At 66.4% G+C, this 26,266-nt stretch carries 31 protein-coding genes and 1 tRNA gene; 24 read left to right on the forward strand and 8 right to left on the reverse strand.

The features are described from left to right. Positions 1 to 960 (forward strand): 3-hydroxyisobutyrate dehydrogenase, encoded by a 960-nt coding sequence (gene mmsB / locus AC07NF_RS05495; RefSeq protein ID WP_494628682.1) that lies wholly within the window; start codon positions 1 to 3, stop codon positions 958 to 960. 177 nt (positions 961 to 1,137) lie between these two features. Next, entirely contained in the window at positions 1,138 to 2,364 is a 1,227-nt protein-coding gene (gene hemA / locus AC07NF_RS05500; protein ID WP_454715736.1) for a 5-aminolevulinate synthase, read from the forward strand. A 101-nt stretch (positions 2,365 to 2,465) separates the two neighbouring features. Here hemA and AC07NF_RS05505 read toward each other — a convergent pair whose 3' ends face one another. Next, positions 2,466 to 2,909 (reverse strand): Ros/MucR family transcriptional regulator, encoded by a 444-nt coding sequence (locus AC07NF_RS05505; protein ID WP_492810101.1) that lies wholly within the window; start codon positions 2,907 to 2,909, stop codon positions 2,466 to 2,468. 164 nt (positions 2,910 to 3,073) lie between these two features. Between AC07NF_RS05505 and glyA the strand changes: the two genes are divergently transcribed. The 7 genes from glyA to AC07NF_RS05540 all read left to right on the forward strand — a co-directional run bounded on the left by glyA (position 3,074) and on the right by AC07NF_RS05540 (position 9,807). Further along, positions 3,074 to 4,360 carry a serine hydroxymethyltransferase gene (gene glyA / locus AC07NF_RS05510; protein ID WP_494628321.1) on the forward strand — a complete coding sequence of 429 codons (1,287 nt, stop codon included), beginning with the start codon at positions 3,074 to 3,076 and terminating at the stop codon, positions 4,358 to 4,360. Positions 4,361 to 4,392: 32 nt separating this feature from the next. Next, positions 4,393 to 4,866 carry a transcriptional regulator NrdR gene (nrdR, locus tag AC07NF_RS05515; protein WP_454715741.1) on the forward strand — a complete coding sequence of 158 codons (474 nt, stop codon included), beginning with the start codon at positions 4,393 to 4,395 and terminating at the stop codon, positions 4,864 to 4,866. 64 nt (positions 4,867 to 4,930) lie between these two features. After that, positions 4,931 to 5,395, forward strand: coding sequence for a 6,7-dimethyl-8-ribityllumazine synthase (locus AC07NF_RS05520; protein WP_494628319.1), 465 nt, complete (start codon positions 4,931 to 4,933; stop codon positions 5,393 to 5,395). Beyond that, positions 5,392 to 5,841, forward strand: coding sequence for a transcription antitermination factor NusB (gene nusB, locus AC07NF_RS05525; RefSeq protein ID WP_454715743.1), 450 nt, complete (start codon positions 5,392 to 5,394; stop codon positions 5,839 to 5,841). The genes AC07NF_RS05520 and nusB overlap by 4 nt, the downstream gene beginning before the upstream one ends. Beyond that, positions 5,828 to 6,859 carry a thiamine-phosphate kinase gene (gene thiL / locus AC07NF_RS05530; protein ID WP_492810105.1) on the forward strand — a complete coding sequence of 344 codons (1,032 nt, stop codon included), beginning with the start codon at positions 5,828 to 5,830 and terminating at the stop codon, positions 6,857 to 6,859. Before nusB ends, thiL begins: the two co-directional genes overlap by 14 nt. Positions 6,860 to 6,899: 40 nt before the next feature. Then, the gene (locus AC07NF_RS05535) at positions 6,900 to 7,394 is read left to right on the forward strand and encodes a hypothetical protein (protein WP_494628316.1); all 495 of its coding nucleotides are present in this window, start codon (positions 6,900 to 6,902) and stop codon (positions 7,392 to 7,394) included. Positions 7,395 to 7,653: 259 nt separating this feature from the next. Further along, positions 7,654 to 9,807 (forward strand): sodium-translocating pyrophosphatase, encoded by a 2,154-nt coding sequence (locus tag AC07NF_RS05540; protein ID WP_494628314.1) that lies wholly within the window; start codon positions 7,654 to 7,656, stop codon positions 9,805 to 9,807. Positions 9,808 to 9,896: 89 nt separating this feature from the next. Here AC07NF_RS05540 and AC07NF_RS05545 read toward each other — a convergent pair whose 3' ends face one another. Both AC07NF_RS05545 and AC07NF_RS05550 read right to left on the reverse strand, forming a co-directional pair. Beyond that, complete coding sequence (locus tag AC07NF_RS05545) at positions 9,897 to 10,439, reverse strand: response regulator (RefSeq protein WP_492810110.1); 543 nt, start codon at positions 10,437 to 10,439, stop codon at positions 9,897 to 9,899. 272 nt (positions 10,440 to 10,711) lie between these two features. Beyond that, positions 10,712 to 11,197: an outer membrane protein assembly factor BamE gene (locus tag AC07NF_RS05550; RefSeq protein WP_492810111.1), complete on the reverse strand. Its 486-nt coding sequence runs from the start codon at positions 11,195 to 11,197 to the stop codon at positions 10,712 to 10,714. Between the two features lie 120 nt (positions 11,198 to 11,317). Between AC07NF_RS05550 and AC07NF_RS05555 the strand changes: the two genes are divergently transcribed. From AC07NF_RS05555 to AC07NF_RS05585, 7 genes are all read left to right on the forward strand, one after another. After that, a complete protein-coding gene (locus AC07NF_RS05555) occupies positions 11,318 to 11,848 on the forward strand; it encodes a ubiquinol-cytochrome C chaperone family protein (protein WP_494628310.1) in 531 nt (176 codons plus the stop codon). After that, positions 11,833 to 12,375 (forward strand): YceD family protein, encoded by a 543-nt coding sequence (locus AC07NF_RS05560; RefSeq protein WP_494628308.1) that lies wholly within the window; start codon positions 11,833 to 11,835, stop codon positions 12,373 to 12,375. The genes AC07NF_RS05555 and AC07NF_RS05560 overlap by 16 nt, the downstream gene beginning before the upstream one ends. Before the next feature lie 95 nt (positions 12,376 to 12,470). Beyond that, positions 12,471 to 13,535 carry a phosphate acyltransferase PlsX gene (gene plsX / locus AC07NF_RS05565; RefSeq protein ID WP_494628306.1) on the forward strand — a complete coding sequence of 355 codons (1,065 nt, stop codon included), beginning with the start codon at positions 12,471 to 12,473 and terminating at the stop codon, positions 13,533 to 13,535. After that, on the forward strand, positions 13,532 to 14,509 hold the full coding sequence (locus AC07NF_RS05570; protein ID WP_494628304.1) for a beta-ketoacyl-ACP synthase III: 978 nt from the start codon (positions 13,532 to 13,534) through the stop codon (positions 14,507 to 14,509). The genes plsX and AC07NF_RS05570 overlap by 4 nt, the downstream gene beginning before the upstream one ends. Positions 14,510 to 14,708: 199 nt before the next feature. Further along, the gene (locus tag AC07NF_RS05575; RefSeq protein WP_291879223.1) at positions 14,709 to 15,011 is read left to right on the forward strand and encodes an integration host factor subunit alpha; all 303 of its coding nucleotides are present in this window, start codon (positions 14,709 to 14,711) and stop codon (positions 15,009 to 15,011) included. A gap of 12 nt (positions 15,012 to 15,023) precedes the next feature. Further along, complete coding sequence (locus AC07NF_RS05580; protein WP_492810120.1) at positions 15,024 to 15,446, forward strand: MerR family transcriptional regulator; 423 nt, start codon at positions 15,024 to 15,026, stop codon at positions 15,444 to 15,446. Between the two features lie 61 nt (positions 15,447 to 15,507). Continuing rightward, positions 15,508 to 15,584 (forward strand) — tRNA-Pro (locus tag AC07NF_RS05585). A gap of 66 nt (positions 15,585 to 15,650) precedes the next feature. On the opposite strand, the gene AC07NF_RS05590 is transcribed toward AC07NF_RS05585, so the two are convergent. Together AC07NF_RS05590 and AC07NF_RS05595 are read right to left on the reverse strand one after the other, a co-directional pair. Next, complete coding sequence (locus tag AC07NF_RS05590; protein ID WP_494628681.1) at positions 15,651 to 15,875, reverse strand: DUF2842 domain-containing protein; 225 nt, start codon at positions 15,873 to 15,875, stop codon at positions 15,651 to 15,653. Between the two features lie 23 nt (positions 15,876 to 15,898). Continuing rightward, the gene (locus tag AC07NF_RS05595) at positions 15,899 to 16,150 is read right to left on the reverse strand and encodes a GlsB/YeaQ/YmgE family stress response membrane protein (protein WP_492810122.1); all 252 of its coding nucleotides are present in this window, start codon (positions 16,148 to 16,150) and stop codon (positions 15,899 to 15,901) included. Positions 16,151 to 16,298: 148 nt separating this feature from the next. On the opposite strand from AC07NF_RS05595, the gene AC07NF_RS05600 reads away from it, so the two are divergent. The 5 genes from AC07NF_RS05600 (at position 16,299) to argC (ending at position 21,793) form a co-directional block, all read left to right on the forward strand. After that, positions 16,299 to 17,330, forward strand: a complete 1,032-nt coding sequence (locus AC07NF_RS05600; protein ID WP_494628301.1) for a COX15/CtaA family protein — start codon at positions 16,299 to 16,301, stop codon at positions 17,328 to 17,330. 84 nt (positions 17,331 to 17,414) lie between these two features. After that, complete coding sequence (locus AC07NF_RS05605; RefSeq protein ID WP_494628299.1) at positions 17,415 to 18,929, forward strand: alkaline phosphatase; 1,515 nt, start codon at positions 17,415 to 17,417, stop codon at positions 18,927 to 18,929. 841 nt (positions 18,930 to 19,770) lie between these two features. After that, a complete protein-coding gene (gene rplM, locus AC07NF_RS05610) occupies positions 19,771 to 20,244 on the forward strand; it encodes a 50S ribosomal protein L13 (RefSeq protein WP_492810128.1) in 474 nt (157 codons plus the stop codon). A gap of 3 nt (positions 20,245 to 20,247) precedes the next feature. Beyond that, the gene (gene rpsI, locus AC07NF_RS05615; protein ID WP_492810130.1) at positions 20,248 to 20,721 is read left to right on the forward strand and encodes a 30S ribosomal protein S9; all 474 of its coding nucleotides are present in this window, start codon (positions 20,248 to 20,250) and stop codon (positions 20,719 to 20,721) included. A gap of 118 nt (positions 20,722 to 20,839) precedes the next feature. After that, a complete protein-coding gene (gene argC, locus AC07NF_RS05620) occupies positions 20,840 to 21,793 on the forward strand; it encodes an N-acetyl-gamma-glutamyl-phosphate reductase (RefSeq protein ID WP_492810132.1) in 954 nt (317 codons plus the stop codon). Positions 21,794 to 21,806: 13 nt separating this feature from the next. On the opposite strand, the gene AC07NF_RS05625 is transcribed toward argC, so the two are convergent. Together AC07NF_RS05625 and soxR are read right to left on the reverse strand one after the other, a co-directional pair. Further along, positions 21,807 to 22,442: a DUF1287 domain-containing protein gene (locus AC07NF_RS05625; RefSeq protein WP_494628296.1), complete on the reverse strand. Its 636-nt coding sequence runs from the start codon at positions 22,440 to 22,442 to the stop codon at positions 21,807 to 21,809. Positions 22,443 to 22,501: 59 nt separating this feature from the next. Beyond that, complete coding sequence (soxR, locus tag AC07NF_RS05630) at positions 22,502 to 22,954, reverse strand: redox-sensitive transcriptional activator SoxR (RefSeq protein ID WP_494628294.1); 453 nt, start codon at positions 22,952 to 22,954, stop codon at positions 22,502 to 22,504. 75 nt (positions 22,955 to 23,029) lie between these two features. On the opposite strand from soxR, the gene AC07NF_RS05635 reads away from it, so the two are divergent. Together AC07NF_RS05635 and AC07NF_RS05640 are read left to right on the forward strand one after the other, a co-directional pair. Next, entirely contained in the window at positions 23,030 to 23,335 is a 306-nt protein-coding gene (locus AC07NF_RS05635) for a putative quinol monooxygenase (RefSeq protein ID WP_494628292.1), read from the forward strand. After that, positions 23,335 to 23,682 (forward strand): hypothetical protein, encoded by a 348-nt coding sequence (locus AC07NF_RS05640; RefSeq protein WP_494628290.1) that lies wholly within the window; start codon positions 23,335 to 23,337, stop codon positions 23,680 to 23,682. The genes AC07NF_RS05635 and AC07NF_RS05640 overlap by 1 nt, the downstream gene beginning before the upstream one ends. Here AC07NF_RS05640 and AC07NF_RS05645 read toward each other — a convergent pair. Then, a complete protein-coding gene (locus tag AC07NF_RS05645) occupies positions 23,679 to 25,667 on the reverse strand; it encodes a class I poly(R)-hydroxyalkanoic acid synthase (RefSeq protein ID WP_494628288.1) in 1,989 nt (662 codons plus the stop codon). The genes AC07NF_RS05640 and AC07NF_RS05645 overlap by 4 nt on opposite strands. Before the next feature lie 82 nt (positions 25,668 to 25,749). Here AC07NF_RS05645 and AC07NF_RS05650 point away from each other — a divergent pair, with 82 nt between their 5' ends. Beyond that, positions 25,750 to 26,193, forward strand: coding sequence for a hypothetical protein (locus tag AC07NF_RS05650; RefSeq protein ID WP_492810144.1), 444 nt, complete (start codon positions 25,750 to 25,752; stop codon positions 26,191 to 26,193). Positions 26,194 to 26,266: the final 73 nt, after the last annotated feature.

Here is a 26,266-nt window from a genome sequence, read left to right on the forward strand (position 1 = left end):
ATAAAATACAACGATAAGAGCCGCGCCCATGAGGCGCGGTTCGCATTTGCAGGGAGCTTCACGATGACGCGCATCGCCTTTATCGGCCTGGGCAACATGGGCGGCGGCATGGCCGCCAACCAGGCCAAGGCCCAGCACCATGTCCGCGCCTTCGACCTATCGACGGCGGCGGTCGAGCGGGCCGTGGCGGCCGGCTGCCACGCGGCGGCCTCGGTGGCCGAGGCGGTGACCGACGCCGAGGTGGTGATCACCATGCTGCCGGCCGGTCCGCATGTGCGCTCGGTCTATGCCGAGCAGGTGCTGGCCCATGCGCCCAAGTCGGCCCTGCTGATCGACTGCTCGACCATCGACGTCGAGAGCGCCCGCGTCGTGGCCAGGCAGGCGGCCGAGGCGGGTTTCCGCTTCGCCGACGCGCCGGTGTCTGGCGGCATCATGGCCGCCGAGGCCGGGACCCTGGCCTTCATGGTCGGTTGCGACGCCGCCGACTTCCCGGCCATTGAGGCCGCGCTGGCGCCGATGTCGCGCGTGACGATCCACGCCGGCGACCACGGGGCAGGGCAGGCGGCCAAGATCTGTAACAACATGCTGCTGGGCGTCTCGATGCTGGGGACGTGTGAAGCCTTCGCCCTGGCCGAGAAGCTGGGCCTGGGCGCCGACCGGTTCTTCGAGATCGCCAGCAAGTCGTCGGGCCAGTGCTGGTCGGTGACCAGCTATTGCCCAGTGCCGGATGTCGGCCCGCAGACCCCGGCCGACCGCCACTACGAGGGCGGTTTCGCCACGGCGATGATGCTGAAGGACCTGAAACTGGCCCAGGACGCGGCGGCCAAGGCCGGGGCCTCCACGCCGATGGGCGCCCAGGCCGAGGCTCTGTATGCCCTGTTCGACGGCAACGGCTTTGGGGGGAAGGACTTTTCCGCGGTGATCCAAATGCTGCGCGGCAGGCTGGCGGACTTGAACTGAATCGACCAAAACGCTGCGTTCGTCGCAGAGCTATCGGTTTCGTCTATGCGTCCAATCGCGCAATTCTATTTGCTAGGTAAACGCCCTTAGATGGACACTAACGATGCTTGGTGCGAAAAGCCGAGCCTGGAATTAAGGGGACTGACGGACGATCGCCCGTCGGTTTGGAAGATCGACATGGACTACAAAGCCGCGTTCCGCAGCGCCGTCGACCAGATCCGCGAAGAAGGCCGTTACCGCGTCTTCGCCGACCTGAAGCGTCAGCGTGGGCAGTTCCCGCGAGCCACCTGGACCCGCCAGGACGGCTCGGAGCGCGAAGTCGTGGTCTGGTGCAGCAACGACTACCTCGGCCAGGGCCAGAACCCGATCGTACTGGACGCCATGAAGGCGGCCGTCGACGAACACGGCTCGGGCTCGGGCGGCACTCGCAACATCTCGGGCACCAATCACGACCACGTCCTGCTGGAGCAGGAACTGGCTGATCTGCACGGCAAGGAAGCCGGCCTGCTGTTCACCTCGGGCTATGTCTCGAACGAGGCGACCCTGTCGGTGGTGCAGAAGATTCTGCCCGGCCTGATCATCTTCTCGGACGAGCTGAACCACGCCTCGATGATCGCCGGCATCCGCAACGGCGGCGGCCCGCGTAAGGTGTTCCGCCACAACGACCTCGAGCACCTCGAGGAGCTGCTGGCGGCCGCCCCGGCCGACGCGCCCAAGATGGTCGCGTTCGAGAGCGTCTATTCGATGGACGGCGACATCGCCGACATCCGCGCCACGGCCGCCCTGGCCAAGAAGTACGGCGCCATGACCTATCTGGACGAAGTCCACGCGGTCGGCATGTACGGTCCGCGCGGCGGCGGCGTCGCCGAGCGCGAAGGCCTGATGGGCGAGATCGACATCATCGAAGGCACGCTGGGCAAGGCGTTCGGTGTCATGGGCGGCTATATCACCGGTGACGCCGTGGTGATCGACGCCATCCGCCTGATGGCTTCGGGCTTCATCTTCACGACCTCGCTGCCGCCCGCGCTGGTCGCCGGCGCCCTGGCCAGCGTCCGCTGGCTGAAGCAGCATCCCGAAGTGCGCGAGATCCACCAGGAGCGCGCCGCGACCCTGAAGGCCATGTTCAAGGCCGCTGGTCTGCCGGTGATGGACAACGAAAGCCACATCGTTCCGGTGCTGGTCGGCGACCCCGTCCACACCAAGCTGATCAGCGACATGCTGCTGGCCGATCACGGCGTCTATGTGCAGCCGATCAACTACCCGACCGTGCCGCGCGGCACCGAGCGCCTGCGCTTCACGCCCACGCCGTTCCACTCCGACGACATGATGCGTAAGCTGGTCTCGGCCATGGAAAAGCTGTGGGCCCACTGCAACGTCGCCCGCATGGGCGGCCACGCGGCCTAAGGAACAGACGCACCTTCAACTTCGACCGAACCACACATCGTCGAAACGAAAAACGCCGCCGGAGTCCGGCGGCGTTCGCGTGTCTCGAAGTTTGGGCGCAGCTAGCTGCCGCGCCGCACACCCTTGCCCAGACCGATCTTCTTGGCGAAGTCCGAGCGACGGGCCGCATAGGCCGGCGCCACCATCGGATAGTCCGGCGGCAGGCCCCATTTGCGGCGGTATTCCTCGGGGCTCATGTCGTAGTGCGAGCGCAGGTAGCGCTTCAGCATCTTCAGCTTCTTGCCGTCTTCCAGGCAGATGATGAAGTCGTGCTGCACCGAACGGCCGACCGGCACGGCCGGCTTGGCCTTCTCGACCGGGCGCGGAGCCTCGCCGCCATTGTTCAGCGAGGTCAGGGCCTCGTGAACCGTGCGGATAAGGTCGGGAATGGCCGTCTGGGACACTGTGTTCTGGCCGACATAGGCCGCTACGATCTCGGCGCTGAGCCCCAGGATATCGACGTCGTTGTCGTTCGCCGTGTCCGTGCCGCCGCCCTGAGACGCCATGAGAAACCCCACTACTGTTGTTGCAGATGTTTTGTCGCGGGCGGTCAGCGCCGCCCTACGCGACTGCAACGCACAACCAAGCATGTGGTTCCGAGATTGATCGCCGCGCCTTACCCGTTAAAGAGGGCGCCTCTGCTGACTCCCCCAAACGCCTGGAGAGCGTCATGACCCAATCCACCACCAGCGCCTTTTTCGGCGCGGACCTCGCCACCGCGGACCGAGACATCTTCGACCGCATCGGTCGCGAGCTGGATCGCCAGCAGAACCAGATCGAACTGATCGCTTCGGAAAACATCGTCTCGAAGGCGGTGCTGGAAGCTCAGGGCTCGATCCTGACCAACAAGTACGCCGAGGGTTATCCCGGCAAGCGCTATTACGGTGGCTGCGAGTTCGTCGACGAGATCGAGACGATCGCCATCGAGCGCGCCAAGAAGCTGTTCGGCGCGGCCTTCGCCAACGTCCAGCCGCACTCGGGCTCGCAGGCCAACCAGTCGGTGTTCATGTCGCTGCTGCAGCCGGGCGACACGTTCCTGGGCATGGACCTGGCCGCCGGCGGTCACCTGACCCACGGCTCGCCCGCCAACCAGTCGGGCAAGTGGTTCAAGCCGATCAGCTACACCGTCCGCCAGCAGGACCAGCTGATCGACTATGACGGCGTGGCCGAGATCGCCCAGCGCGAAAAGCCCAAGCTGATCATCGCCGGCGGCAGCGCCTACAGCCGCGAGATCGACTTCGCCAAGTTCCGTGAGATCGCCGACTCGATCGGCGCCTATCTGATGGTCGACATGGCCCACTTCGCGGGCCTGGTGGCCGGCGGCGTGTTCCCCAACCCCGTCCCGCACGCCCACGTCGTCACCACCACCACCCACAAGACCCTGCGTGGTCCGCGTGGCGGCATGGTGCTGACCAATGACGAGGCGATCATCAAGAAGGTCAACTCGGCCGTCTTCCCGGGCCTGCAAGGCGGTCCGCTGGAGCATGTCATCGCCGCCAAGGCCGTGGCCTTCGGCGAGGCGCTGCAGCCGTCGTTCGGTGAATACGCCAAGCAGATCATCGCCAACGCCAAAGCGCTGTCGGAAGCCCTGCTGAAGTCGGGTGTCAACATCGTCTCGGGCGGCACCGACAGCCACCTGATGCTGGTCGACCTGCGTCCCAAGGGCGTGACGGGCCGCGACGCCGAGCACAGCCTCGAGCGCGCCCACATGACCTGCAACAAGAACGGCGTGCCGTTCGACACCGCGCCGTTCACGATCACCTCGGGCATCCGCCTGGGCACGCCGGCCGGCACGACCCGTGGCTTCAAGGAAGCCGAGTTCACCCGCGTGGGCGAGCTGATCGGCGAAGTGATCAACGGCCTGGCCGCCAACGGTCCGGACGGCAACGCCGAGGTCGAGGCCAAGGTGCGCGAGGAAGTGCTGGCCTTGACGGCCCGGTTCCCGATCTACAACTAATATGGCTTAGGCTTCGCGGGAGGGGCCACATCATGCGTTGTCCCTTCTGTGGCCATGCCGAAAGCCAGGTCAAGGACAGCCGCCCGTCGGAAGACGGCGCGGCTATCCGCCGTCGTCGCATGTGCCCCGAATGCGGTGGCCGGTTCACGACCTTCGAACGGGTTCAGCTGCGCGAGCTGATCATCCTGAAGCGTTCGGGCCGGCGCTCGCCGTTCGATCGCGACAAGCTGGTCCGCTCGATCGCCCTGGCGACTCAGAAGCGGCCCGTCGAGGCCGAGCGGATCGATCGGATGATCAACGGCATCGTCCGCCAGCTGGAAAGCATGGGCGAGACCGAGCTTCCGTCGTCGGCGGTGGGCGAAATGGTCATGAAGGCGCTGAAATCGCTCGATGACGTGGCCTATGTCCGCTACGCCTCGGTCTACCGGGATTTCAAGGAAACGAGCGACTTCGCGAAATTCCTGACCGAAGAAGGTCTGAGCGACGTCGCCGAAGACGAGCTATAGTTCGTTAATCCCTGATGTGTGCTTTTGGTCGCGCGGCGAGCGTGGCCGTGGAGATTCGAGCTAGATGGTTGAAGACAACATCCGCCTGTTGATCGTGGAGGGCCGAAGCCATTCGGGGATCTCCGACGAACTGCTGCGCGGAGCCGCCCAGGCCATCGAGGCCCAGGGCGCCGAATATGACGTGATCACGGTCTCCAGCGCGCTGCAGATTCCGACCGCCATCGCCATGGCCGAAGAGGCCGGTCACCGGCCCGTCGGCGTGCGCTATGACGGCTATGTCGCCCTGGGCCTGGTCATTCGTGGCGAGACCTATCATTTCGAGCTGGCGGCTCATGAAACCGCCCGCGGCCTGCAGGACCTGGGCGTGGGCAAGCGCCTGCCGATCGGTTTCGGCGTACTGGCGGTCGACGACGAGGCTCAGGCCTGGACCCGCGCGCGGGTCAGCGAAGGCGACCGGGGCGGCGCGGCCGCCAAGGCGTGCCTCGAAACCATCGCTCTGAAGCGTCAACTGCTGGGACAGGCCCGATGAGCGGCAACCGCATCCAACCGCGCTCGGTGGCGCGCCTCGCCGCCGTCCAGGCCCTGTACCAGATGGAAGTCTCGGGCGCCGGCGTCGACTCCGTGGTCCGCGAGTTCGGCGAGCACCGCTTCGACCGCGACGTCGAGGGCGAGCGCCTGGCCGCCGCCGACGAAAAGTTCTTCGAAGAGTTGGCCAAGGGCGTGGTGAGCAACCAGGCCAAGGTCGATCAAGGCATCGTCAAGCGTCTGGCCTCGGGCTGGCGCCTGGAGCGCCTGGACGCCACGGCCCGCGCCGTTCTGCGCGCCGGGGCCTTCGAACTGATGTTCCGGCCGGATGTTCCGACCGAAGTCGTCATCAATGAGTACGTCGAGATCGCGAAATCCTTTTTCGAAGGACCCGAGTCAGGCTTCATCAATGGCGCCCTCGACGCGATAGCCCGTGATGCACGAGACTGACGAAGACGACTGGTTCGCAGAAGACGACGCTCCGCCCACGGCGGCAGCGCCTGCGACCGAATTCGACCATATCGAACGCCTTCTTCGTCCGCTGACGCGTGGCGATCCCGTGGCGCTGGACCTGCTGGACGATGCGGCCGTGCTGCCGTCGCGTCCGGGCTACGACTTGGTGGTCACCAAGGACGCCATGGTCGCCGGCGTGCACTTCCTGGCCGACGAGGCCCTGGACGTCGTCGCGCGCAAGCTGCTGCGCACCAATCTCTCGGATCTGGCCGCCAAGGCCGCCGAGCCCTACGGCTATTTCCTGGCCGTCGGCTGGCCCTCGGGCTCCGACGTCGCTTCGCGAGAGACCTTCGCTCGTGGCCTGGCCGAGGATGGCGCGGCTTTCGACATCTCGCTGCTGGGCGGCGACACCGTCACCACATCGGGTCCGCTGGTCGTCTCGGCGACCCTGCTGGGCTGGGTGCCGCAAGGCGCGGCTGTCCTGCGTCGCGGCGCCAAGCCGGGCGACCGCCTGATGGTCTCGGGCACCATCGGCGACGGCTGGCTGGGCCTGCTGGCCCAGTGGGGCGAGGTGATGGACGCCGACGGCGCCATGCTGCGTCGTTATCGCCAGCCCGAGCCCCGCGTGACCCTTCGCGACGCCATGCGCGTCCACGCCAAGGCCGCCGCCGACGTCTCCGACGGCCTGCTGGCCGACAGCGCTCACATCGCCAAGGCCAGCGGCTGCCGCGTCCGGGTCGACCTGGAGCGCCTGCCGCTGTCGCCCGGCGGTCAGGCCTGGCTGGACCAGCAGCCCGAGCAGGTCGAGGGTCGCATCTCCCTGGCCTCCGGTGGCGACGACTACGAAATCATCTGCGCCGTCGACCCGAACGAAGCCTGGAACTTCCGCATCGCCGCCGCCGCGGCGGGCGTGAAGGTCAGCGAGATCGGCGAGTTCGTGGAAGGCGAGGGGGTGTCGGCCTACTACAAGGGCCGCGACGTCACGCCATCCCGCCTGGGCTGGCTGCACGGCTAGTTAGGTTAATCTCAAGGCCTGTCGGTTATGGGAAAGACCCATGACCCGCTTCGTCACGCCTTCGCGCCGCCTCCTGCTCGCCGCCGCTCTTAGCGCTGTGGCCGTCCCTGCCTTCGCCAGCAGCGGCAAGAAAGAGAAGAAGGAAGGCGAGGGCCAGGCGCTCGATCCCACCTACAAGCTGGGCTCGATGACCATTCCGCTGATCGCCAACGGCCGGATCGTCAACTACGTCTTCGTGGCCATGACCTTGAAGCTGACCTCCGGAACCGAGGTCGAGTCCTTCAAGGACCAGGAGCCGGTGTTGCGCGACGCCATCGTCCGCGCGGCCTACAAGACCCCCTTCACCCGCATCGACACCTGGAAGGAAGTCGACGGCCCGCGCCTGACCGGCTTCGTGCTCAGCCAGTGCAACACCTTGTTCGGCAAGGGCAAGGTCGCCTCGGTCGAGATCGTCAAGCAGATCCCCCGCCAGCAGCTGATGCCGCCCAAGGCCGGCGTCGCCAATGCGAGCAATACGGGCCCTTTGAACCCCTGATTCCGCCGCAGCGGCCAAGCTTTGCCTCGCCAAACGCTTGCGCCGACACGGGTTGCGCGCCCCCCGACCATCTGACAGTCTCATTTGGATGACGCCGTTCGGCGGTCATTCAGGGAGCATCGAGGGGGCACGAGGCCAAAGGCCCGCCCGTCGATCCGGGCGGCGGTTTGGCGTTCGTCATATTTGGCGTTCGTTGGCCTCTCAGCCGCCGGGACCGGCGCACCCCTCGTGATTGGAAGCGCGAAGGGGCGAAGAACTAATGAGTCTTTGGCTTAATCTGGCCATTGGGGCCGGGCTTTTGGCGGTGCTTTACGGCGCCGTGCAATCAGCCAGTCTGATGCGGGCCTCGGCCGGCAATGCACGAATGCAGGAGATCGCCGCGGCGATCCAGGAAGGGGCCCAGGCCTATCTGAACCGCCAGTACACGACGATCGGCATCGTCGGCGTGGTGGTGATCGCCATTCTGGCGTTCTTCTTCAAATCTTGGGAGCAGCCTGTCGGCTTCGCTCTCGGCGCCATCCTGTCGGGCGCCGCCGGTTTCGCCGGCATGCTGATCTCGGTCCGCGCCAATGTCCGCACGGCCCAGGCCTCGTCCGAGAGCCTGGCCAAGGGCCTGTCGATGGCCTTCACCTCCGGCGCCGTCACCGGCATGCTGGTGGCCGGCTTCGCCCTGATCGGCGTGGCGGGCTACTTCGCCCTGCTGCTGTCGACCGGTCACGCCGGCACCGACCGCGTGGTGGTCGACTCGCTGGTGGCTCTGGGCTTCGGCGCCTCGCTGATCTCGATCTTCGCCCGTCTGGGCGGCGGCATCTTCACCAAGGGCGCTGACGTTGGCGGCGACCTGGTGGGCAAGGTGGAAGCTGGCATCCCGGAAGATGACCCCCGCAACGCCGCGACCATCGCCGACAATGTCGGCGACAATGTCGGCGACTGCGCCGGCATGGCCGCCGACCTGTTCGAGACCTATGCGGTGACCACGGTCGCCACCATGGTCCTGGCGGCGATCTTCTTCCGCGGCACCGAAGCGGTGTCGTCGATGATGCTGCTGCCGCTGGCGATCTGCGCCATCTGCATCGTGACCTCGATCATCGGCTCGTTCGCCGTGCGTCTGGGCAAGAGCCAGAACATCATGGGCGCCCTGTATCAGGGCCTGATCGTCACGGGCGTCCTGTCGATCCCGGCCGTCTGGTACGTGATCCACCAGCTGGTGCCGGCCGCCGTCACCGTCGGCCTGGGCACGGCGACCGAAAAGACCTTCGACGCCGACAGCCTGTTCTATTGCGGTCTGGCCGGTCTGGCCGTCACCGCCCTGATCGTGGTGATCACCGAGTACTACACCGGCACCAACTTCCGCCCGGTGAAGTCGGTGGCCCAGGCCTCGGTCTCGGGTCACGGCACGAACGTGATCCAGGGCCTGGCCATGTCGCTGGAATCCACGGCCCTGCCGGCCCTGACGATCATCGTCGGCATCGTGGTGACCTATAACCTGGCGGGCCTGTTCGGCATCGCCATCGCCACCACGACCATGCTGTCGCTGGCCGGCTTCATCGTCGCCCTGGACGCCTTCGGTCCGGTCACCGACAACGCCGGCGGCATCGCCGAGATGGCGGGCCTGCCGCCGGAAGTCCGCGTCACCACCGACGCCCTGGACGCGGTGGGCAACACCACCAAGGCCGTCACCAAGGGCTACGCCATCGGTTCGGCTGGCCTGGGCGCCCTGGTGCTGTTCGCCGCCTATACCGAGGACCTGAAGTTCTTCTCGGCCAACGCCACGCCGGGCAGCTTCTTCGACGGCATGGGCGCGGTGACCTTCGACCTGTCGAACCCGTACGTCGTGGTCGGCCTGCTGTTCGGCGGCCTGCTGCCGTTCCTGTTCGGCGGCCTGTCGATGACCGCCGTCGGTCGCGCGGCCGAGTCGGTCGTCGCCGAGGTGCGTCGCCAGTTCCGTGAGAACCCGGGCATCATGACCGGCGAGGTCAAGCCCGAGTACGGCAAGGCCGTCGACATCCTGACCAAGGCCGCCATCCGCGAGATGATCGTGCCCAGCCTGCTGCCGGTCGTTTCGCCGGTGGTGCTGTTCTTCGTGATCAACGCCATCGCCGGCAAGGTCGACGCGTTCGCCGCGCTTGGCGCCATGCTGATGGGCGTGATCGTCACCGGCCTGTTCGTCGCCATCTCGATGACCAGCGGCGGCGGCGCCTGGGACAACGCCAAGAAGGTGATCGAAGAAGGCTTCACCGACAAGAACGGCGTCCTGCACACCAAGGGCGGCGACACCCACAAGGCCGCGGTCACCGGCGACACCGTCGGCGATCCCTACAAGGACACCTCGGGTCCGGCCGTGAACCCGATGATCAAGATCACCAACATCGTGGCCCTGCTGCTGCTGGCGGTGCTGGCCCACGGCGTCTGATCTTTAGTCAGAGCCTGAAAAAGGAAACGCCCCGGAGGAAACTCCGGGGCGTTTTGCTGAGGACGGTGTTTTCGGGGACTGAGAAGAACTCAGTAGACGTCCTCATGGTCCATCTCGGCCAGGGCGTCCTGGACCTCGACCTGCGGCGCGCCACGGCGGTCCACGCCCTGGAAGTCATGGTCGATCCGCCGACGCCGGCAGGGGCCGAAATATTCGCTCGCCCGGATGAAGGGGCGAGGGTTGTTCACGATCTCATTGATCCGGTGCATGACCCCGCGCGCCGTCAGCGGCTTGGCCAGGAACTCGGTGACGCCCGCCATCCGCGCGTCGTTCAGCGAGCGCTGCGTCGCGTGGCCGGTCATCATGATGACCGGCACATAGGGGTTGGGGCTGGCCGTCGATGTCCGGATCCAGCGGATGAACGCCAGGCCGTCGACCGGCGACATCATCAGGTCCGTGAAGATCAGGTCGATCTCTTGCGACTGAAAGATTTTCAGCGCTTCGAGGCCATCGCTGGCTTCACGAATTTTGCGCACGCCGGCAGCCTTCAGAATCTGGCTGATCACCTTGCGCATGTTGGCGTTGTCGTCGACCAGCAGAATGGCGACGTCACGAAGATCCATGCCCTCCATAGTGCGCCTCCCACCGCCGCTATGAATTCGTTCTCCAAAACCTTGGAGATCAGAGGCCGCAGTTGACCCGTTTCGGGTTTATGAAGTGTTGAGAGCGCGGTTACTTACTTGAATTAAGAAGGTGAATGCCGAATTCAGAATGAATGGCGCTGTTCTACTCACGTCTGTGAGTAGGTTGCGGCGGCGCCCCACACTCCACGCGCGAAAAAGCCGTCCACCTTGCGGTGAACGGCTTTTCTAATCTGTCGAGTTGTCGACTTTTGCTGGAACGTCTAGCGGCGGTCGCCCGGACGCTGGCCCGGAGCCTCGTCGTCCTGCGGGAGCATGCCGCCGCGACCGACGTTGCCCAGCAGCTGCTCGAGGATGGTCATCTCGCGGCCGCGGGTCGGGGTCTCACGGCCGTTATAGGCGATGACCTTGCCGTCCTTCAGCGTGTAGGTGTTCACCGAGGCGACTTTTTCGTCGGCCGCGTTGAACTTGATGGCCACGACGTCGCGCTTGATCACGCGCGGCATGTAGAAGGCCACGCGGTCGGTGGTCTGCGAGATGTAGTACCAGGTGTTCTGGTCGAAGGTCGAAACGACCGACGGCGAACCCAGCTTTTCCATCAGCGTCGACTTGGAGTCCTCGCCGACCTTCATGTCGGCCGGACGGGCCTCGATGGCCTGGAAGCCGGAGTAGCTGGTCAGCGGCGTGCAGGCCGAAGTGGCGATCGCCAGGCCGAGAATAGCGGCGGCGAAAACGGCGGGGCGAGACATCAAGGCTCCGAACCGGAAAAATGCAGACTTTGACCTATCGCCCGCGGGAGCTTAGTTCAATGCCCGCGTGAAAGCGGACCCCGCGTCTAGCGGGATGTCGCGGCGAAATCGAGGCGTTTCATGTTTCTGGATCGGTGGCTCAAGCCCAGGCCCGCCAAGGCGGCGGGGGCCAAGCTCTATGCTGGAGCGGTCGGGCAGGCGCGATCCGCGGCTTTTTATCGTGACTTCGGCGTTCGCGACTCGATGGAGGGCCGTTTCGAGCTCTTCAGCCTGCATGTCATCTTCCTGGTCGAGCGACTGAAGGGCCAGGGCGACGCGGCCGCCGAGACCTCGCAGGCCGTGTTTGATTCTTACGTAAAGGGCCTGGACGACGCCTTCCGCCAGATCGGGGTGTCGGACACCTCGGTCGGCAAGAAGATGAAGAAGCTGGCCGGCGCCTTCTATGGTCGGCTGAAGGCCTATGACGATGCGGTCGCGACCTTGCCGGACGAGGCCGTCGTGAGCGCCTTCCTGGCCCGCAACGCCTTCGAAGAGCGCGGGGAGGGTGATGTCGCCGCCCTGACCGCCTATGTGATCAAGACGCGCACGGCGCTGGCGGAACAGCCGCTGGAGACCGTGCTGCAAGGAGACGTGACTTGGCCGAACCCGTGACCGCTGCCTGGCCCTGCGAAATTCCGCTGGCCCAGGTCGACCGTGGCGCCGTGAAGCTGAAGCTGGAGCCCACGGCCGACCAGCGCAAGGCGATCGCCAAGCAACTGGACCTGGTCAGCCTGGAAGCGTTGACCGCCGAGGTGTTCCTGACCTCGTGGCTGGACGGCGCTGAGATCTCCGGCGTCTTGCGCGCCCGTGTCGTCCAGACGTGCAGCGCCACGGCCGACGACTTCGAAACCCCGATCGATGCGCGCTTTGACCTGCGCGTGCTGCCGGCCAACAGCAAGAACGCGCCGCAGGGCGAGGACAGCGGCGACCTGGGCGTCGATCCGGACGCCGACGATCCGCCGGACGTGCTGGAAGGCGAGAAGGTCGACGTCTCGGGCTATGTGATCGAGCATCTAGCGCTGGAGCTTGATCCGTTCCCCCGCAAGCCGGGTGCGGTCTTCGTTCAACCGCCTGAACCGGTCGAACTTTCTCCGTTCGCTGCGCTCAAGAGCCTCAAATCAACGGATAAGGACGGCTAAAGAGCCCGACTCGACCGCTTGCGTGATATTCACGCGGATGTATCGTCCGCCGCCTTGAGGGCGGCCGGACCGCCTGCCGGAGCTCTAAGCGCCACGTGTCCCAATCCGTAGTCATCTCCGTCGACGCCATGGGCGGCGACCACGGCCCTTCCATCGTCGTGCCCGGCATCGCCCAGGCGAGCCAGGCTCTGCCGGGCGTGCGGTTCCTGCTGCACGGCGACGGGGCGGCGATCGAGGCGGAGCTGGCCAAGAACCCTGCGGCCAAGGCGGTCAGCGAGGTCCGTCACTGCGACAAGGCTATCGGCATGGACGAAAAGCCCGCCCAGGCCATGCGCCGCGGCAAGGGCTCGTCGATGTGGAATGCCGTCGAGGCGCTCAAGTCCGGTGACGCCCACGCCTGCGTCTCGGCCGGCAACACCGGCGCGCTGATGGCCATCTCCAAGCTGATCCTGCGCATGGGCGCGGACCTGGAGCGCCCGGCCATCGTCGCCAACTGGCCCAACATGAAGGGCGTGACCACGGTCCTGGACGTCGGCGCCAATGTCGAAAGCGACGCCGAGCAGCTGGTCGAGTTCGCCATCATGGGCGCGGCCTACCACCACGCCGTGCATGGGGCCAAGCGCCCGACGGTGGGTCTGCTGAACGTCGGCTCCGAGGATCAGAAGGGCCACGAGGAAGTCCGCGAGGCCCACGCCATCCTGCGCGAGACCAAGCTGGACTTCGACTATCACGGCTTCGTCGAGGGCAATGACATCGCCTATGGCACGGTCGACGTGGTCGTCACCGACGGCTTCACCGGCAATGTCGCCCTGAAGACGGCCGAAGGCCTGGCGCGGTTCTTCACCAACGAGATCAAGTCCACCCTGACCTCGGGCCCGCTGGCCATGCTAGGCGCGGTGATCGCCTCGGGCGCGCTCGGCAAGATGCGCAAGCGCCTGGACCCCAGCCGGGTGAACGGCGCGCCGCTGCTGGGCCTGAACGGCATCGTGGTCAAGAGCCACGGGGGCGCGGACGCCAACGGCTTCGACTCGGCTATCCGGGTCGCCACCAACCTCGCGCGCAGCGACTTCCGCGCCGAGATCGACAGAAATCTGAAGCGTCTGACCGCTGTCGCGGCCAAGGACGAAGCTCCGGCTTCGGAGCAGGGAGCGGCCGAGTGAGCGTAGTTCGCAGCGTAGTGACCGGCGTCGGCGCGTATCTGCCGCCCAAGGTCGTGACCAATGACGACCTGGCCAAGTTCGTCGACACCAGCGACGAGTGGATCGTCGAGCGCACCGGCATCCGCCAGCGCCACCAGGCGGCCGACGACCAGCCGGTCTCGGACCTGGCCGCCGAGGCCGCCAAGGAAGCCCTGGCCGCGGCCGGCAAGACCGCCGCCGATGTCGACCTGATCATCGTCGCCACCACCACGGCCGACCTGACCTTTCCCGCCGTCGCCACCATCGTCCAGCGCAAGCTGGGCGCGCCGGTCGGCATCGCCTTCGACGTCCAGGCCGTGTGCTCGGGCTTCGTCTATGCCCTGAGCGTCGCCGACGGTTTCGTGGCGCGTGGTCATGCCAAGTGCGCGCTGGTCATCGGCGCCGAGACCATGACCCGCCTGATGGACTGGAGCGACCGCGGCACCTGCGTGCTGTTCGGCGACGGCGCCGGCGCGATCGTGCTGGAGCCGAAGGAAGGCGAGGGGACCACGGCCGACCAGGGCATGCTGGGCTTTGCCCTGCGCGCCGACGGCACCAAGCAGGACCTGCTGTACGTGGACGGCGGCGTCTCGACGACCGGCACGGTCGGCAAGTTGCGCATGCTGGGCAACCAGGTCTTCAAGCACGCCGTGGTCAACATCTCCGAAGCCATCCACGCCTCGGCCGCCAAGGCCGGCGTCGAGGTGGCCGATGTCGACTGGTTCATTCCGCACCAGGCCAACCAGCGCATCCTGGCCGGCGTGGCCCATCGCTGCGGCATCGACGAGGAAAAGGTGATCTCGACGGTCGCCATCCACGCCAACACCTCGGCCGCCTCGATCCCGCTGGCCTTCGCGCACGGCGTCAAGGACGGTCGAATCAAGAAGGGCGACCTGCTGCTGCTGGAAGCCATGGGCGGCGGCCTGACTTGGGGCGCCTGCGTTCTGCGCCTTTAAGGCGCAGCTTGCGCGATCTTCCCGCCGGGCATGAACTCCCAGCGTTGAGCCTTTGACTTCATGCGATAATCACGGCATGAGGTCGTCGGTGAATTTGGGCGCGGTCCGTTGAGGGCGGTCGCGGGCTACCTGGATTTACCGCGAGTGCACCATCGTAGGTGGTTCTTCGAACCGCCAGGATACGCGTGAAGGGGGTTGCATGAAGGGCGCTACTTTGACCCGGGCCGACCTGTGTGAGGCGGTCCATGAAGAGGTCGGATTGACCCGTCAGGACTGCGCCGGCCTCGTCGAGCGCACCCTGGATCTTGTGGCCGAGGCGCTCGAAGAGGGCGAGACGGTCAAGCTTTCCGGATTCGGCGTCTTCCAGGTCCGCGCCAAGCGGGCCCGCATGGGACGTAATCCCAAGACCGGCGAGCCGGCCGAGATCGAACCCCGTCGGGTGATCGGTTTCCGCGCCTCCCAGGTCATGAAGGCGCGAATCGACCGCGCGCTCGGCGGCTAGGGAAACAATGCGGTGGCGAAGGGGCCCAACGCCTTCCGCACGATTTCCGAAGCAGCCGACGAGCTGGGCGTGCCGCAGCACGTCCTGCGTTTCTGGGAAACCAAGTTCTCCTTCATTCGCCCGATGAAACGGGCGGGCGGGCGGCGATTCTATCGCCCGCAGGACGTGGCCGTGCTGAACGGCGTCCGCACCCTGCTGCACAGCGAAGGCCTGACCATCAAGGGCGTGCAGAAACTGCATCGCGACCAAGGCCTGGCGCAGGTGATCGCCGCCGGCATCGGCTCGAATGGCTCGGCCACGCTTGATCCCGACTTCGACTACGACGCCCCTGTCGCGCAGCGGCTGGACGGCGAGGCGCGCGATCGCCTGGCCTTCGCGCTGGACGATCTGACGGCCATCAAGTCCCGTCTCGACGGGCTTTTGACCCGCGCTTAATTTCGTCCGAAATCGCTGTTGCCCAACGGGGGAGCGGCGCCTATAAGAGCGCCTCTTCCGTCGGAGCGTGGCGCAGCCTGGTAGCGCACTTGACTGGGGGTCAAGGGGTCGCAGGTTCGAATCCTGTCGCTCCGACCATTTCCTTCGGGGAATAAACGGAAGACGAAAGGCCGCCCTTCGGGGCGGCCTTTTTCATTTCCGGTCTTAGCGCTGGCCCACATCCAGCGGCTTGTCGGCCTTGCCCATCCACGTAATCAGCGGGATCACCGGCAGGATCCAGCCCATGCCCAGCGCCACGAAATAGATCAGGTGCACGAAGCGGTTCGACGGCAGGCGGTCGTACAGGCTGGTGAAGGCCCAGATCCAGGCGAACAGGACGACCATCACGGCCAGCGAACCGAGCAGCTTGCGCAGGCGCGCCGGAATCATGCGGGCAGGAATTTGGGGAGCGCTCACGCGGTTCTCCGGAAGAGGCCCAGAACGGCCAGGAACAGGATCGCGCCCACGCTGGAGACCAGCAGCTCACCGGCGAAGCCGTCCAGGTGCAGGTCGATGCGCGAGGCGATGAACGCTCCGATGAACGAGCCGATCACGCCGATCAAGAGCTTGATGAACAGCGAGTGCCGGCGGCCCAGCACGATGTCGGCGATCCAGCCGGCCAGGATGCCGATCACCGCCGCCGCGAATACGCCCATGCCGCTCATCGTCTTCTCCGCCCCCGTAAGACCAGCGTTTCTCGCATGAACGCGCGGCGCCGTCATGCTGAGCCACAGAAACATTGATGCGGGCAAGCGGCGGGCGTAGGGAAGTCTCGCCGCATTTCGGCCCACTAGTGACGCTTTTCAGGCCCGTATGACGTCTTTCCTGCGTTCCGACCGTTCGCGCCCTGTCGCGATCTGGCTTTTCATCGTCGCCGCCATGGTGTTCGGCATGGTCGTCGTCGGCGGCGCGACCCGCCTGACCGACTCGGGCCTCTCGATCACCCAATGGAAGCCGATCATGGGCGCGCTGCCGCCCCTGTCCGAGCAGGCCTGGCGCGAGAGTTTCGAGCTCTACAAGAAGATCCCCCAGTTCCAGCTGGTGAACCCCGACATGACCCTGGAAGGGTACAAGGGCATCTTCTGGTGGGAGTGGGCGCACCGCCTGCTGGGCCGCACGGTGGGCGTGGTCTTCGCCATTCCCTTCATCGTCTTCCTGATCCGCCGCGACATCCCGCGCCGCCTGATCGCCCGCTGCGCCGTCATGCTCGGCTTAGGCGGCCTGCAGGGCCTGGTCGGCTGGTGGATGGTCTCCAGCGGCCTATCCGAGCGCGTCTCGGTCGCCCCTGAGCGGCTGATGATCCACCTGGGCCTGGCCCTGGCTTTGTTCGTCGTCCTGATCTGGACGGCGCTGGACGCCTGGAGCGGCTCGCCGCGAGTCGAGGAACGTTCGGCCTGGCGCGGCTGGGCCCTGGCCTTCTTGGGCGCGGTGTTCTTCCAGAGCCTGCTGGGCGCCCTGGTGGCCGGCAACGACGCGGGCCTCGTCTATAACGACTGGCCGCTGATGAACGGGGCCTTCTTCCCGGCGGAGTACGTCGGCAAGGGCCTCTGGGGCACGCTGGCCCACAGCCAGGGCGCGGTGCAGCTGCATCACCGCCTGGTGGCCTACGCCCTGTTCGCCGCTGGCATCGCCATCGGCGTCCTAGCCCGTCGCGATCGTCCGTTGGCCGAGGGCAGCAAGGCCACGGGCCTGGCGGTGGCGGTCGTCGTCACCCTGCAGGCGGGCCTGGGCATCTGGACTCTGATGGCCTCGGTGCCGATCGCCCTGGGCGTGCTGCACCAGGCCGGGGCGGCGCTGCTGCTGGCGACGGCCACGGCCTTCGCCTGGCGCGTGCGCAGGCCCTGATTTTCCAGAGGACTGCAACAAAGAGCCGGAACAACTGTCACACGCCGGGCGCAAACGAAGGCCGATTCCTCATGGAGCTTGGCCTTGATCCGCTCGCTTGTTCTCGCCCTTGTCGCGACCGCCGCCGTTCCCGCCATCGCCTTGGCCCAGACCCCGGCCTCGGCCAGCGCCAACGACCCGTACTACAAGGCCGGCGAGGCCGCTCTGGCGCGCCAGATCGCCGTGGTCCCGAACACCGGCAAGGCCAAGAACGTCATCCTGTTCCTGGGCGACGGCATGGGCATTTCGACGGTCACGGCCGGCCGCATCTATGACGGCCAGCTGAAGGGCGTGGACGGCGAGTCCAACTCGCTGGCCTTCGAGAAGCTGTCCTATTCGGCGCTCTCCAAGACCTACAGCCACGACACCCAGGTCACCGACAGCGCCGCCGGCATCACGGCGATCATGAGCGGCGTGAAGACCCGCAACAAGATCATCGGCCTGACCGGCGCGGCGCTGGGCGAGAAGTGCGAGACCGAAAAGGGCAATAGCGTTGCGTCGGTCGCCGAGCTGGCCAAGGCCAACGGCCGCGCCGCCGGCGTCGTCACCACCACTCGCGTCACCCATGCCACCCCGGCCGGCGCCTATGCCCACACTGCCTATCGTGACTGGGAAGGCGACGGCGACATGCCGGTCGAGGCCCTGCAGGCCGGCTGCAAGGACATCGCCCGCCAGCTGATCGAGGCGCCCGACGCCCTGCGCCTGGACGTCGTCATGGGCGGCGGCCGTTCGCGCTTCCTGCCGGACGGCAAGGACGTGGGCAAGCGCGCCGACGGCCGTGACCTGACCGCCGAGTGGCTGAAGGCCGAGGGCGCCGGTTCGGCCTACGTCACCACGGTCGACCAACTGAAGGCGATCCCGGCCGACACCAAGCACGTGCTGGGCCTCTTCGCTGGCGAGCACCTGCCGTACGAGGTGGAGCGTCCGGTGCTGGGGCAGGGCGTCCCGACTTTGTCGGAAATGGCTCTGTCGGCCATCGACGTGCTGTCCAAGAACCCGAACGGCTACTTCCTGCTGGTCGAGGGCGGCAAGATCGACATGGGCAGCCACCTGGGCAACGCCAAGCGCACCCTGAGCGAGACCGTCGAGTTCTCGAAGGCGATCGAGGCGGTGCTGGGCAAGATCGACCTGAAGGACACCCTGGTCGTCGTCACCGCCGACCACAGCCACGGCCTGGTGATCTCGGGCTACGCCGCCCGCAACGCGCCGATCCTGGGCCTGGCCGGTAACGAGGGCGAGCCGATCCTGGCCGGCGACGGCAAGGCCTATACGACGCTGATGTTCGCCACCGGCCCCGGCGGTCCGGAAGGCAACGACCTGCGCAAGGATCCGGCCAAGGAAGACACCGACGACATCGACTATCACCAGCAAGCCACGGTGAACCTGGGCAGCGCCGCCCACGCCGGCGAGGACGTGGGCGTCTTCGCCGACGGCCCGCAGGCCTTCCTGCTGCGCGGCGTGGTGGAAGAGAGCTACATCTTCCAGGTCATGCGCCATGCGTTTGGGTTTGACGCCAAGGCGGATGTGGCGCCGGCGACCAAAGAAACGAAGAAGCGCTAGATCCTCCCTCGCGATGCGGGGGAGGTGGCCCAGAGGGCCGGAGGGGGCTAGCACTGCCGCCTTCCAGCTAGCCCCCTCAGTCGCTCCGCGACAGCTCCCCCGCAACGCGGGGGAGCATCTTATGGGCATTGAGCCGCCTCAATCCCCGGCATTCGCAAGATCGACCTCAGCGAAATCAACCGCTTGTCGATTTTACGCGCCCCTGAATGATCCGCGTTCAAAACCACCCCCATACTTCTCCTCACCCGATGGCGCGGAAGGGACGTCCGGCCGGCGATCGTGACGGCTGTCGGGTGTGGTCGAGCGGGAGTGCTCGCCGGGTCTCTTCGGGGGCTCGTCTTCGTGGCGGATCCAGCGGCAGGCTCCCTGAAACATCGGGACGAAGCCCTGGCGGCGAAGGCTTCGGCGGCGCGGCAGGCACGGGCTGAAATCGCCTGTGCATTCCGGACGGGATGGCCAATCCCTCCGCCCGCCGGGGGCCTAATGTCGGGAGCGGGTTAAAACCCCGCGCCTCGCTGGCTCACCGGATAACGGCTGCGCGGAGCGTACGGCCCTCGTCGAAACGGTACTTCCAAACTCACACTCCGGACGTTGTCCGGCGCTCCGCAGTCCCTTCCAACGCTTCAGCGGCTGATCGCATGAAGCCGATGACGCATGACCTTGATTTCAAAAATGCGGTATTATGATACCGTAACATCTATCTCATTGTATTTTATAGCTTTTGTAACTTTCTGCTCCTGCCGTTGTTGACACCGCACAAACCCTCCCGTACATGCCGCGCCTCATACGGACGAAACCGGGTTTCTCGGGTTCGAACGCCCAGAAATTACGGATCAATCCCATGCAGAAGATCACGGCTTCCTTGAAGCCAGCCGAGGTCGAGAAGAAGTGGATCGTGGTCGACGCCGAGAACGCCGTTGTCGGCCGTCTGGCGACGTTCATCGCCATGCGTCTTCGCGGCAAGCATCGCCCTGACTACACCCCGCACGTCGATTGCGGCGACTTCGTCGTCGTCATCAACGCCGACAAGGTGAAGTTCACCGGCAAGAAGATGGACGACAAGGTTTACTATCGCCACACCGGTCACCCGGGCGGCATCAAGGAAACCACCCCGCGCAAGGTTCTGGGCGGCAAGTTCCCGGAACGCGTCCTGGAAAAGGCCGTCGAGCGCATGCTGCCCAAGGAGAGCCCGCTGGCTCGCAAGCAGCTGACCCACCTGCTCATCTACAACGCCGGTGAGCACCCGCACCAAGCGCAAAACCCCGAAGTCGTCGACTTCGCGGCGCGCAACACCAAGAACACCCGGAGCCTCTAAGTCATGACCGACGCACAAGGCTTTGAAGCGCTGGCCTCGCTGTCCAGCAACCCGGAAACCGCCGTTCCGGCCGAACCGAAGATCGACGCCCAAGGCCGCGCCTACGCGACCGGCAAGCGCAAGAACGCGATCGCTCGCGTCTGGATCAAGCCGGGCAAGGGCTCGATCACCATCAACGGTCGCGACCAAGAAGTTTACTTCGCCCGTCCGGTGCTGCGCATGATGATCGCCCAGCCGCTGGAAGTGACCGACCGTCTGGGCCAATTCGACGTCATCGTGACCGTCGAAGGCTCGGGTCTGTCGGGTCAAGCCGGCGCCATCCGCCACGGCCTGTCCAAGGCCCTGACGCACTACGAGCCCGGCCTGCGCCCGGTCCTGAAGCCGCACGGCTTCCTGACCCGCGACAGCCGCGTCGTTGAGCGTAAGAAGTACGGCAAGGCCAAGGCCCGCCGCAGCTTCCAGTTCTCGAAGCGCTAATCGCGACGATTACGTTTTTGGGAAAGGGCGCTTCGGTCAGGCCGAAGCGCCCTTTTTCATTTCTGTCTCTGTTTTCTGCTTCTTCTACTGGCGTTCGTAGCCAGGTTCGGAGTCCGCCATGTCCAGCGCCCCCAAGGTCTTCATCGACGGCGAAGCCGGCACCACCGGCCTGCAGATCCGCGAGCGCCTGGTCGACCGCAAGGACCTGCAGCTGGTCTCGATCGATCCGGACAAGCGCAAGGACGCCGACGCCCGCGCCGAGATGCTGAACGGCGCAGACGCCGTGATCCTATGCCTGCCCGATGACGCGGCCAAGGAAGCCGTGTCGCTGGTGACCAATCCGAACACGGTGATCATCGACGCCTCGACCGCCTATCGCACCGCCGAGGGTTGGGCCTATGGCTTCGCCGAGCTGGACAAGGAACAGCGCGGCAAGATCGCCGCGTCCAAGCGCATCTCGAACCCGGGCTGCTATCCGACCGGCGCCATCGCCCTGACGCGGCCGCTGGTCTCGGCGGGCATCCTGCCGGCCGAGCTGCCGGTCTCGTACAACGCCGTCTCGGGCTACACCGGCGGCGGCAAGGCCATGATCGCCGAGTTCGAGGACGAGAGCGCGGCGAACTTCACCAAGGTCCCGTACCGGATCTACGGCCTGTCGCTGACCCACAAGCACGTGGCCGAGATGCAGAAGCACGGCGGCCTGCTGACCCGTCCTATCTTCATGCCAGCCGTGGGGCGCTACGCTCAGGGCATGCTCGTCGAGATGCCGCTGCACTTCTCGACCCTGGACGGCGCGCCGTCGCTGGGCGACATCCACGCAGCCCTGGCCAAGCACTACAAGGGCGAGAAGTTCGTCGAGGTTGCTTCGCTGGACGAGGCCAAGAGCCTGACGACCCTGGACCCGGAAGGCCTGAACGGCACCAACCGCCTGAAGCTGTTCGTGTTTGGCTCAGACACCAGCGGCCAGGCCCGCCTGGTGGCGCTGCTCGACAACCTGGGCAAGGGCGCTTCGGGCGCGGCGGTCCAGAACATGAATATCGCCCTTGGCCTCAAGGAAGACGCGGGCCTCTAGGCTCGCGTCGTTGCTAGACCCGCCAGCGATAGTGGCCGGCGGGCTTGTGCAGCTTGAACATCCACAGCGGCTCCTCACGGACGCCGGAGCCGATGTTGTGCGCCACTCGCACGGTTCCGAAGTCGTCGACGACGACGCCCAGGTGCGGGCGACCGCCGCCGGCCAGGCGCCAGGTCAGCACGTCGCCGGCTTGCGGGCTCTTGAAGGCGTCGCCGCCCAGCAGGCGCGCCGAGGGGAAGGCGAGGGCGGCGTTCTGGCGGGCCAGGAAGGTCTCGAGATTCAGCACCCGCCGGTGGTCGATATTGGCGTCCGGCTTCTTCAGGCCCCAGGTGCGGCGCGAGGGATAGGCCTCGAAGGCGCGGACCATGTCCTCGTGCACCCGCCGCTGCAGGTCGATGCCCCAGGCGTCGCGGGCCGCCCGGATCAGGACGTCGGAGCAGACGCCGCTGGTGCGCAGCACGTCGCCGTTCGGATAGCCGATCGACCGGTAGCTGGGATCGTAGTCCAGCGTGACGCCGATCTGCTCGCGGGCGGCGGCGGCCAGCTTCAGGCCCGAATTCTGGATCAGGGCGAGGCTCGACCCCGCGCTCGCCATCAGGGGCGAGGCGGCGAACATCCCCAGGGCTGTCCGGCGGTCGAGCGTGAGCATGGGCGGAAGCTCCGCCGTGCTCGTGGCGACTTTTGGGCGAACGTTGGTCGCTCGTGTGTTCAGTCGTCGATCAGCACCCGCGGGCCAGCCCCGGCGCCGGCCATGACGTCGCCGGGGTTGCGCAGCGGGCACTCCTTCAGCGACAGGCAGCCACAGCCGATGCAGCTGTCGATCTGGTCGCGCAGACCGGTCAGGTGGCGGATGCGCAGGTCCAGCTCGGCCCGCCAGGACTCCGACAGGGCGCGCCAGTCGTCGGCGCTGGGCGCGCGATCCTGGGGCAGGTGATCCAGGGCGGTCTTGATCTCGACCAGCGAGATGCCTGTGCGCTGGGCGATCCGGATCAGCGCCACGCGGCGCAGCACCGCGCGGGGATAACGCCGCTGGTTGCCTTCGGTCCGCAGGCTGCGGATCAGGCCCTTGGCCTCGTAGAAGTGCAGGGTCGAGACCGCCACGCCGCTGCGCTTGGCCACCTCGCCGACGCTCAAGGTCGGAGGCGAAGGAGATGTCGACATCGGTGCTTGACCTCAACTTTGGTTGAGGTTGTACGGGGAAGGCTCCCTCACAGGCAACAGCGCCAAGGAGCCCGCATGAACACCGCCCCAGTCATCAGCATCAGCGTCATCCGCCCCAAGGCCGGACGCCTGGAGGATTTCATGGCGTTGCAGCTGGAGCAGCACCAGCGCGTGCGGGGCAAGGTCGACGGCCTGCGCGGCGCGCGGCTGTTTCGCTCGGACGATGGCGTGGTGCTGATCTCGGTGTTCGACAGCGCCGAGCAGGCCGACGCCTTCCGCCGTGATCCGATGTTCACCGACCACATCGCCCGAGTCCGACCGCTGATCGAGACCTCCGAGGCCGGGGCCTTCACGCAAGCCTATGCGGTGGGAGAAATCTGATGGCGCCGCGCGCGTCCGCCGTTCGCCTGGTCGAGGTGCTGGAGCCGGCCGCGCCGGCCGTGTCGATCAGCGTGATCCATCCCAGGTCGGGCATGCTCGACGCGTTGCTGGCGGCGCAGGCGGCCCAGCATCGCCGCCTGGAGGGCCGTGTCGCCGGCCTGCGCGGCGTCCGGTGCCTGCGGGCTGGGGAGGTCGTCGTGGTGATCACCACCTTCGACGACCCGCTGGACGTGCTGGCGTTTGCCCGTGACCCACGCCGGCTGGCCCACTTGGAGCGCATCCAGCTGCTGGTCGAGCGGGTCGAGACCGACGTGTTCGAGGAGGTCTATGCCAGCGGGGTGCTCTAGGCCTGGGACTTGACCATGACGAAGCTGCCGGGGGCGTTCTCCAGCGGCTTCAGCTTGCCCTTGGTAGGATCGCGGGCCGGGACCTCGTCGCCCGAGCGCGAGCGCAACCACTCGGCCCAGTGCGGCCACCAGGAGCCCGGATGCTCGGTCGCGCCGGCGATCCATTGGCCAACATCGTTGGGCAGGCCTTCGTTGGTCCAGTGCTGGTACTTCTTGGCGTCAGGATGGTTGATCACCCCGGCGATGTGGCCCGAGCCGGCCATGGTGAAGGTCACCGGCCCGCCGAACGCCTTGGCGCCGCGATAGACGCTGCGGAACGGGGCGATGTGGTCGTCCTTGGACGACTGGACGTAGATCGGGGTCTTGACCTTCGACAGGTCCAGGTGCTCGCCGCCCAGGCTGAGCTGACCCGTCGTCAGGGCGTTGTCCTTGTAGAAATTGCGCAGATAGAACAGGTGCAGCGACTTGGGCATCCGCGTCTGGTCGGCGTTCCAGAACAGCAGGTCGAACGGCCGGGGCTCCTTGCCCATCAGGTAGTTGCTGACGAAGAACGACCAGATCAGGTCGTTGCCGCGCAGGGCGTTGAAGGTGTCGGCCATCGACTGGCTGGGCAGGAAGCCGCCGGCGGCGTCCATCTGCTGCTCGATCGACTGCAGCCATTCCTCGTTGGTGAACAGCAAGAGGTCGCCGGCCTCGGCGAAGTCCTGCTGGGCGGCGAAGAAGGTGGCCGAATTGATCCGCTTGTCGCCGCGCGCTGCCATGTGGGCCAGGGCCACGGACAGGAGCGTGCCGCCGATGCAGTAGCCGACGGTGTTGACCCGATCGACGCCGCACTGGGTCATGACCTGCTGGGTGGCGTCGTAGATGCCTTCGAGCATGTAGTCTTCGAAGGTCTTGGCGGCCAGCTTCTGGTCCGGATTGACCCACGAGGCGACAAACACCGTGAAGCCCTGACCCGTCAGCCAGCGGATCATCGAGTTCTCGGGTCGCAGGTCCATGATGTAGAACTTGTTGATCCACGGCGGGAAGATCAGCAGCGGGATCTCGCTGACCTTGTCGGTGCTGGGATCGAACTGCAGCAGCTGCAGGATGTCGTTCTGGTAGACGACCTTGCCCGGCGCGGTGGCGACGTTCTCGCCGACCTTGAACTTGGCCAGATCCGTCTGGCTGATCGCCAGCTGGCCGCCGCCGCGCTCCAGGTCGGCGGCGAAGTTCTCCATGCCGCGCACCAGGCTCTGGCCCTGGGTCTGCACCACCTCGCGCAGGGCGGCGGGGTTGGAGATCAGGAAGTTCGACGGCGAGAAGGCGTCGGTCAGCATCTTGGTGAAGAACTCGACCCGGCGCTTGGCGCCTGGATCGACGCCGTCGACCTCGGCGATCAGGCCGTTCAGCCAGTTGGACGACAGCAGGTACGACTGCTTCATCAGGTCGAACATCGGGTTCGACGCCCAATCCGGATCGTTGAAGCGCTTGTCGCCGGCGGCTGGGGCGACCACGGGCGCGACCTCCTCGCCGGCGGCGCGGCGGGCGGTCGACTGCCACAGCTCCATGTACTGGCTGAACAGATCGGCCTGGGCCCGCATCAACCGATCGGGCTGGGCGGCCAGGCGGGTCATCACCTCGTTCAGGGCCGGGGCGACGTGGAAGGGATCCGGGGTGAGGGCGGCCGGGCGATCGGCCTGGCGCAGGGCGGCTTCGGCGATCGCGCCCTGGGCGGTGACCGCCGCGCGGGCCAGGTTCGCCGATAGGGTCTCGACCATCTTCAACTGGTCGGCCGACAACACGCTCTCGAACGGCGGGAAGGGCGGGGGCGTCTGGCCGCCGCCTTTCGGGCCTGCCGATTCGGTCTTCGGCGGCGGCTCGACGGTTTCGGGCTTGGGCTCGGCCTTCGCCTTCTTGGGCGCGCTCTTGGCCTTCGCTTCGGCAGTCTCGACCTTGGGGGAAGCCTTCTTCCGGGCCTTGGGAGCCGCCTTCGCCGTGGCCATGAGTTCCTCCGCCTAATGTGTTCGCGAAAAGCGGCGTCGAACGCCTTTCGCTCGCCGCGATCATCGCATAAGACCAGAACCAATGAACGGCGAAACCCGCAAAATCGTACGTGTCGCTCTGATCGTCGGCCTGGCCGCCGGTGCGGCCGCATGCGTGGCCAGTCCGTTCACGACCGCGCAGGTCGATCCCAGCTCGCCGATCGCGGCGCGGGCGACCGCCGCCGCAAAGGCCAAGGCGCCAAGCCGCAAGTTCTCGGACATTCCGGTGATCCCGACCGACGTGCCGAACGCCGACCAGGTTCGCGCCGCCGTCGTCGACCAGCAACGCGCCGGCGACGCCCTGACCAAGGCCGTCGCGCCGGGCACCTGGGAACTCAAGGACACCGAAGGCTACGCCGACAAGGCGCGCCGCGACGTCAAGCCGGGCGACTTCCAAGCGCCGACCGACGCCGACCGCGCCGCAACCGAAGCCTTCGCCCGCGCAGCCCGCGGCCGAGCTAGCGCGCCTCCGTCCCAGCCCCAATAGGGCGACGGAGGCATAATCTTCCTTGAACTGGCTTGGCTTGACCCCGCTCGGGGTCTATCCATGCCCGACTTTT

It is taken from the genome of Caulobacter sp. GW821-FHT10A06, assembly GCF_059415805.1.

Bases quoted from the DNA above. Each gene is read 5' to 3' on its own strand.
- hemA (WP_454715736.1), top strand. From the start codon at position 1,138: ATGGACTACAAAGCCGCGTTCCGCAGCGCCGTCGACCAGATCCGCGAA.
- AC07NF_RS05505 (WP_492810101.1), bottom strand. From the start codon at position 2,909: ATGGCGTCTCAGGGCGGCGGCACGGACACGGCGAACGACAACGACGTC.
- glyA (WP_494628321.1), top strand. From the start codon at position 3,074: ATGACCCAATCCACCACCAGCGCCTTTTTCGGCGCGGACCTCGCCACC.
- nrdR (WP_454715741.1), top strand. From the start codon at position 4,393: ATGCGTTGTCCCTTCTGTGGCCATGCCGAAAGCCAGGTCAAGGACAGC.
- AC07NF_RS05520 (WP_494628319.1), top strand. From the start codon at position 4,931: ATGGTTGAAGACAACATCCGCCTGTTGATCGTGGAGGGCCGAAGCCAT.
- nusB (WP_454715743.1), top strand. From the start codon at position 5,392: ATGAGCGGCAACCGCATCCAACCGCGCTCGGTGGCGCGCCTCGCCGCC.
- thiL (WP_492810105.1), top strand. From the start codon at position 5,828: ATGCACGAGACTGACGAAGACGACTGGTTCGCAGAAGACGACGCTCCG.
- AC07NF_RS05535 (WP_494628316.1), top strand. From the start codon at position 6,900: ATGACCCGCTTCGTCACGCCTTCGCGCCGCCTCCTGCTCGCCGCCGCT.
- AC07NF_RS05540 (WP_494628314.1), top strand. From the start codon at position 7,654: ATGAGTCTTTGGCTTAATCTGGCCATTGGGGCCGGGCTTTTGGCGGTG.
- AC07NF_RS05545 (WP_492810110.1), bottom strand. From the start codon at position 10,439: ATGGAGGGCATGGATCTTCGTGACGTCGCCATTCTGCTGGTCGACGAC.
- AC07NF_RS05550 (WP_492810111.1), bottom strand. From the start codon at position 11,197: ATGTCTCGCCCCGCCGTTTTCGCCGCCGCTATTCTCGGCCTGGCGATC.
- AC07NF_RS05555 (WP_494628310.1), top strand. From the start codon at position 11,318: ATGTTTCTGGATCGGTGGCTCAAGCCCAGGCCCGCCAAGGCGGCGGGG.
- AC07NF_RS05575 (WP_291879223.1), top strand. From the start codon at position 14,709: ATGAAGGGCGCTACTTTGACCCGGGCCGACCTGTGTGAGGCGGTCCAT.
- AC07NF_RS05590 (WP_494628681.1), bottom strand. From the start codon at position 15,875: ATGATTCCGGCGCGCCTGCGCAAGCTGCTCGGTTCGCTGGCCGTGATG.
- AC07NF_RS05595 (WP_492810122.1), bottom strand. From the start codon at position 16,150: ATGAGCGGCATGGGCGTATTCGCGGCGGCGGTGATCGGCATCCTGGCC.
- AC07NF_RS05600 (WP_494628301.1), top strand. From the start codon at position 16,299: ATGACGTCTTTCCTGCGTTCCGACCGTTCGCGCCCTGTCGCGATCTGG.
- rplM (WP_492810128.1), top strand. From the start codon at position 19,771: ATGCAGAAGATCACGGCTTCCTTGAAGCCAGCCGAGGTCGAGAAGAAG.
- rpsI (WP_492810130.1), top strand. From the start codon at position 20,248: ATGACCGACGCACAAGGCTTTGAAGCGCTGGCCTCGCTGTCCAGCAAC.
- argC (WP_492810132.1), top strand. From the start codon at position 20,840: ATGTCCAGCGCCCCCAAGGTCTTCATCGACGGCGAAGCCGGCACCACC.
- AC07NF_RS05625 (WP_494628296.1), bottom strand. From the start codon at position 22,442: ATGCTCACGCTCGACCGCCGGACAGCCCTGGGGATGTTCGCCGCCTCG.
- soxR (WP_494628294.1), bottom strand. From the start codon at position 22,954: ATGTCGACATCTCCTTCGCCTCCGACCTTGAGCGTCGGCGAGGTGGCC.
- AC07NF_RS05635 (WP_494628292.1), top strand. From the start codon at position 23,030: ATGAACACCGCCCCAGTCATCAGCATCAGCGTCATCCGCCCCAAGGCC.
- AC07NF_RS05640 (WP_494628290.1), top strand. From the start codon at position 23,335: ATGGCGCCGCGCGCGTCCGCCGTTCGCCTGGTCGAGGTGCTGGAGCCG.
- AC07NF_RS05645 (WP_494628288.1), bottom strand. From the start codon at position 25,667: ATGGCCACGGCGAAGGCGGCTCCCAAGGCCCGGAAGAAGGCTTCCCCC.
- AC07NF_RS05650 (WP_492810144.1), top strand. From the start codon at position 25,750: ATGAACGGCGAAACCCGCAAAATCGTACGTGTCGCTCTGATCGTCGGC.